Here is a 6,028-nt window from a genome sequence, read left to right on the forward strand (position 1 = left end):
GCCGACCGGAGACACCGGTCGGCCCCTCGGCCGTTCGCCGCGTGACGCGGCGAGGTCGTGCTGTGCTCAGCCGACGCCGATCGCGGTGATCGGGACGTCGAGCGGTGCGCCCGAGCCGTCGCGTCGCTGGTCGACCGGTGGGAGGTCGACCGGCTGCCCGGCGGACCCGACGGCCCGGCCGGGGCCGCGGCCCACCCACGCGAAGATGAGCGAGTCCTCGCCCTTGAGGAAGCGCTGGGCGCGGACGCCGCCCGTCGCGCGTCCCTTGCCCGGGTACAGCTCGTACGGCGTGACCTTCCCGGCGCCCGCCTGCGTGCCCGGCAGGGCGTCGGACGACCCGGCGATGGTCACGACGGTCATGAGGTCGCGGCTGTCGGCCTCGACGACCCCGAAGAACGTGACGCGCTGGTCCGGGCCGAGCTTGATGCCCGCCATGCCGGCCGCGCTGCGCCCCTGGGGGCGCACGGCCGACGCGTCGAAGTGCAGCAGGTTCGCGTCCGAGCTGACGAACACGAGCTCGTCCTGGTCGGTGACCGGTGCCGCTCCGACCACGCGGTCGCCCTCCTTGAGGGAGATGACCTCCCAGGCGTCGCGGTTGGTCGGCACGTCGCCTGCGATGACGCGCTTGACCACGCCGCCTGCGGTACCGAGCGCCAGGGTGGGCGCGTCGGGGTCGAGCGAGACGATCGTCAACGGCTCCTCGCCCGGCTCGAGGCTCACGATCTCGCTCAGCGGGACACCGCCGGACAGGCTCGGGGCGCCGTCGGTCGGGGGCAGGGTCGGCAGGTCCAGCACGGAGAGACGCACGATCCGTCCGCGGCTCGTGACGAGCCCGACGTCGCTGCGCACGCTCGCGAGCACGGTGCCGCGCAGCGCGTCGTGCGAGTGGCGGCGCCCGCCCGTGCCGGGCTCGGTCGCGTCGCTCGTGCGGGCCAGGAGCCCCGTCGCGGACATGAGCGCCCAGCAGGGGGTGTCCTCGACCTCGAGGGGCACGGCCGAGACGGTCCCGAGAACGCCCTGGGCCGAGGTGGGCGAGGCGCCCGCCGACTCGAGCAGGATGGTGCGGCGGGGCGTGCCGTAGGTCTTGGCGACCTCCTTCATCTCCGCCGAGACGACCGCGCGCAGCTTGGCGTCGTCGCCGAGGATCTCCTCGAGCTGGGCGATCTCGAGGCGCAGGGCCTCCTGCTCCTTCTCGAGCTCGAGGCGCGAGAACTTGGTCAGGCGGCGCAGCCGCAGCTCGAGGATGTACTCGGCCTGGGGCTCGGAGAGGTCGAAGACCTCGCGCAGGCGGGTCCGGGCCGTGTCCGCGTCGTCGCTCGTGCGGATGACCTGGATGACCTCGTCGATGTCGACGATCGCGAGCAGCAGGCCCTCGACCAGGTGCAGCCGTTCCTTGCGCTTGGCGAGCCGGTACGCGCTGCGACGTCGCACGACGTCGATCCGGTGGTCGACCCAGACCTGGAGCAGCTCGCGCAGGCCCAGCGTGCGGGGCTGGCCCTCGACGAGCGCGACGTTGTTGATGCCGAACGAGTCCTCGAGCGGCGTGACCTTGTAGAGCTGCTCGAGCACGGCCTCGGGGTTGAAGCCCGTCTTGATCTCCACGACCAGGCGCAGTCCGTGCGCGCGGTCGGTCAGGTCGGTCGCGTTGGTGATGCCCACGAGCTTCTTCGACTTCACGCCCTCGGCGATCTTCTCGATGACCTTCTCCGGCCCCACGAGGTAGGGGAGCTCGGTGAAGACGATGCCCTTGCGCTTGGCCGTGATGTTCTCGATGCGCGCCGTGGCCCGCGTGCGGAACGAGCCGCGGCCCGTGCGGTAGGCGTCGCGGATGCCGTCGAGGCCGACGATCTTGCCGCCCCCGGGCAGGTCCGGGCCGGGGATGAAGCGCATGAGCGCCTCGAGGTCCGCGGTGGGGTGCTTGATGAGGTGCTGGGCCGCGGCGACGACCTCCACCAGGTTGTGGGGCGCCATGTTGGTCGCCATGCCGACCGCGATGCCCGCGGCTCCGTTGACCAGGAGGTTCGGGATGGCCGAGGGCAGGACCTCGGGCTGGGTCAGCTTGTTGTCGTAGTTCGGGATGAAGTCGACGACGTCCTCGTCGAGCCCGACGGTCATGGCCATGGCCGAGGTCGCGAGGCGGGCCTCGGTGTACCGGGGGGCCGCGGGGCCGTCGTCGAGCGACCCGAAGTTCCCGTGCCCGTCGACGAGGGGCAGGCGCAGCGAGAAGGGCTGGGCCAGACGGACCAGCGCGTCGTAGATCGCGGTGTCGCCGTGCGGGTGGAGCTTGCCCATGACCTCGCCGACGACGCGCGCCGACTTGACGTGGCCGCGGTCCGGACGCAGGCCCATGTCGGACATCTGGAACAGGATGCGGCGCTGGACGGGCTTGAGCCCGTCGCGCGCGTCCGGCAGGGCACGGGCGTAGATGACCGAGTACGCGTACTCGAGGAAGGACCCCTCCATCTCCGTCGTGACGTCGATGTCGATGATCTTCTCGTGGACCTCGCTCGGGTCGAGCGGGGCTTTCGAGGCGGACGGTCTGCGCGCCATGGGTCGTCGGGCTCCTGCGGGTCGGTGGGTCGGGGACAGCGGTCGTCGCGTGGCGAAGGCTCGGGTGCGGCACAGCGGGCACCGCGGGCACGGGTGCGGCCTGGTCGGGACGTGCTGCCGGTGCCCCGCAGTACCAGCGAACGATACTGCGGGGCACCGACACCCGGGCCTCATTCTCCCGCGAACCGGGCGTGCCGCTGACCAGCGGTGCCGCGACCCACGTAGCCTAGGGCGGGTGAGCGGACACGACGTCCCGGCGGAGCCCGACGCGGGGCCCCACGACGCCGGCCAGGGGGAGTACCCGGTCGAGTGGGAGGCAGACGTGGTGCTGCGCGACGGCAGCACGACGCACGTGCGCCCCATCCGTCCGTCCGACGCCCCGGCCCTCCAGCGCTTCCACATGGGGCAGTCCGAGCGCTCGACCTACCTGCGCTTCTTCGCGAACATCGAGCGGCTCTCGGACCGTGACCTCGCGCGCTTCACGGTCGTCGACCACGACGAGCGCGTGGCCCTGGTCGCCGTCAAGCGCGTGGGGGAGGGGTCGCGCGAGGACATCATCGGCGTCGCGCGCTTCGACAAGGTCACGCCGCACGAGGCCGAGGTCGCGTTCAACATCGCCGACGCCGAGCAGGGGCGCGGGCTGGGCTCGGTGCTGCTCGAGCACCTCGCGGTCGCGGCGAGGGAGCGCGGGGTGCGGAGGTTCAGCGCCGAGGTGCTGCCGCAGAACGGCAAGATGCTCGCCGTCTTCCAGGAGGCCGGGTACGCCACGAGCCAGCACGTCGACGACGGGATCGTCGCCGTCAGCGTCGACCTCGACCCGACCGAGCGCTCGCGGGCGGTCATGGCGGACCGTGAGCACCGCGCCGAGGCGCGCTCGATGCACGGTCTGCTCACGGCCCGTCGCGTCCTGCTCGTCGGACCGGGCCCGACGGCGGAGCCCGGCACCGCGAGCCGTCTCATGGCCGAGCGCGTGCTCGCCAACGCGCTGACGGACCCGGGTGACGGCACGTTCGACGTCGTGGGCGTGGCTCCCCCCGCAGGCTTCGACGACCCTTCCGCGGAGCCCGCGGAGCCCGCGGAGCGAGGGGCCGAGCCCGACAGCGCCGACAGCGCCGACGACGACGGTGCGGCAGGGAGTCCGGCCGTCCGGTTCTTCGCGCGCCTCGCGGACGTCCCCGGGCCCGTGGACCTCGCGCTCCTGGCGCTGCCCCCGCACGAGGCGATCGCGGCCACGGCCGAGCTCGAGCGCCTGGGCGTGCGCGCCGTCGTCGTGCTCTCGGCGGGCTACGCCGAGACCGGGCCGGAGGGCGTGGCCCTGCGGCGCGAGCTGCTGCGCACCGCGCACGCGGCGGGGATGCGCGTGGTCGGTCCCGCGACGTACGGGCTCTTCACGACCCACGTCGAGCACCGGCTCAACGCGAGCCTGGCCGAGGTGCTGCCGCCTGCCGGGAGCATCGGGATCTTCTGCCAGTCGGCGCCCACCGCGGTCACGCTCCTGGCGACCGCCCTGCGCCGCGGGATCGGGGTCTCGTCGTTCGTGTCGGCCGGGCACCGGGCCGACGTCTCGGGCAACGACCTCATGCAGTTCTGGCAGGACGACCCCGAGACCTCGGTCGTGTGCCTGTACCTCGAGTCGATCGGCAACCCCCGCAAGTTCTCCCGCATCGCCCGCAGGCTCGCGTCGGTCAAGCCCGTCGTGGTCGTGACCGCGGGGCGCTCGGGGCAGGTCGTGCCGCCCGGGCACGCGGTGCGCTCGACGCGTGCCCCGCGGCGCACGCTCGACGAGATGCTGCGCCAGTCGGGCGTGATCCACGCCGAGAACACCCACCACCTGGTCGACATCGCCCAGCTCCTGGCGTACCAGCCGCTGCCGAGCGGCCGGCGCATCGGGCTCCTCACGTCCTCGGCGGCGCTCACCGCGCTCGTCGCGGAGGCCGTGGGGTCGGCGGGGCTCGTGGTCTCGGACCGGTCGGGCTTCGTGGCCGAGGACGCCGACGACGACGAGGTCGAGGCCGCTGTCGCGGCGATCTTCGCTCCCGACGCGTGCGACGTCGTGGTCGCGGTGCACGTGCCCACGGTGCGCCCGCGCGGGGAGGCGTTCTCGCGGGCCGTCGCGCGCGCGGCCGCGGCGAGCGGGCGCACCACGGTCGCGAGCGTCCTGGGCATGCACGGGCTCGCCGAGGAGCTCTCGGCCCCCGACCCGACGAACCCCGACGGACCACCCGTGCACGTGCCCGCCTACTCGACGCCCGAGGACGCGGTCGCCGCGGTCGGGGCCGTGGTCGGGTACGCCCGCTGGCGCGAGGCCGACCACGGCACGGTCGAGCGACCGACGGGCGTCGACTCCGACGGGGCGCGTGCCCTGGTCGAAGGGGCGCTCGTCGGGGACACCGTGGTGGACCTCGACCCCCAGGACGTCGGGCGCCTGCTCGCGGCCTACGGGATCGAGCTGTGGCCCTCGCGCCGCGTGCGCACGGCCGACGAGGCCGTCGCGGCAGCCCACGAGATCGGTTGGCCCGTGGCCCTCAAGAGCACCGCCGAGTCGCTGCGGCACCGTGCGGACCTGGGGGGCGTGCGCCTCGACATCGGCGACGAGGACGAGCTGCGCGACGACGTCGAGCAGATGCGCGAGACGCTCGCGGCCGTGCTGCCGGGGGTGCTCGGCCCGGGAGCCGGCACGGACGGGCACGGGGAGCAGGGCGGCCCCGCGCCCTTCGAGGTCCAGCGCATGAGCGACGCCGGCGTGGCGTGCGTCGTGCGCTCGACCGAGGACCAGCTCTTCGGTCCGGTCGTCTCGTTCGGGCTCGCGGGCGACGCGGTCGATCTCCTGGGCGACGTGAGCTACGGCGTGCCACCTCTCACGGACGTCGACGTCGCGACCATGGTCCGCTCGATCCGCGCCGCGCCCCGCCTGTTCGGGTACATGGGTGCGCCCGTCGCGGACACCGCTGCCCTCGAGGACCTGATCGCGCGCGTGTCCCTCATGGCGGACGAGCTGCCCGAGCTGCGCAGCGTCGAGATCTACCCGGTCGTGGTCGCCGAGCACGGCGCCGCGGTGCTGGGTGCCCGGGTCCAGGTCGCGGGCGCCCAGCGCGCCGACACCCTGCGCAGGGCCCTGCCGGGCTGAGGCGTCCACAGGCCGCCGCGGGGCCCGGGCACCCACAGCCCGGGGCGGACTGGCCCCGCCGTGTCGAGCGGTGGGAGAATGCCCGGGTGCCATCTGCTGAATCTGCCTCCCGGACCGACCTGACCTCCCAGCTGCGCCGCGCGGGCTACTACCCCGAGCTGGTCCAGGACGTCCTCGACGTCGCGATCGCCGGCGAGGAGCTCGTGTCCCACCTGGTGTACGTCGAGACGACGTTCGACACCGAGGTCCGTCGCCACCTGACCGTCCTGGTCCTGACCCCGACGCGCCTCATCACGGCCCACGTCGACGACCACCCCGCGGACAGCGAGAACCCCTCGGCCTCCGCAGCGG

At 73.7% G+C, this 6,028-nt stretch carries 3 protein-coding genes; 2 read left to right on the forward strand and 1 reads right to left on the reverse strand.

All coding sequences use genetic code 11. The features are described 5' to 3' along the window. Window positions 1-66 precede the first annotated feature (66 nt). Entirely contained in the window at window positions 67-2,550 is a 2,484-nt protein-coding gene (locus tag ACFWFR_RS16580; RefSeq protein ID WP_191805037.1) for a DNA topoisomerase (ATP-hydrolyzing) subunit A, read from the reverse strand. A gap of 235 nt (window positions 2,551-2,785) precedes the next feature. Between ACFWFR_RS16580 and ACFWFR_RS16585 the strand changes: the two genes are divergently transcribed. Continuing rightward, window positions 2,786-5,677 (forward strand): GNAT family N-acetyltransferase, encoded by a 2,892-nt coding sequence (locus tag ACFWFR_RS16585; protein ID WP_377623693.1) that lies wholly within the window; start codon window positions 2,786-2,788, stop codon window positions 5,675-5,677. An 86-nt stretch (window positions 5,678-5,763) separates the two neighbouring features. Next, the coding region (locus tag ACFWFR_RS16590; protein ID WP_377623695.1) for a DUF5998 family protein at window positions 5,764-6,028 on the forward strand (265 nt) is incomplete at its 3' end.

Origin of the sequence: Oerskovia sp. NPDC060287 (genome assembly GCF_042726775.1) — a bacterium.
In the GTDB taxonomy this organism is placed as follows: domain Bacteria; phylum Actinomycetota; class Actinomycetes; order Actinomycetales; family Cellulomonadaceae; genus Oerskovia; species Oerskovia merdavium.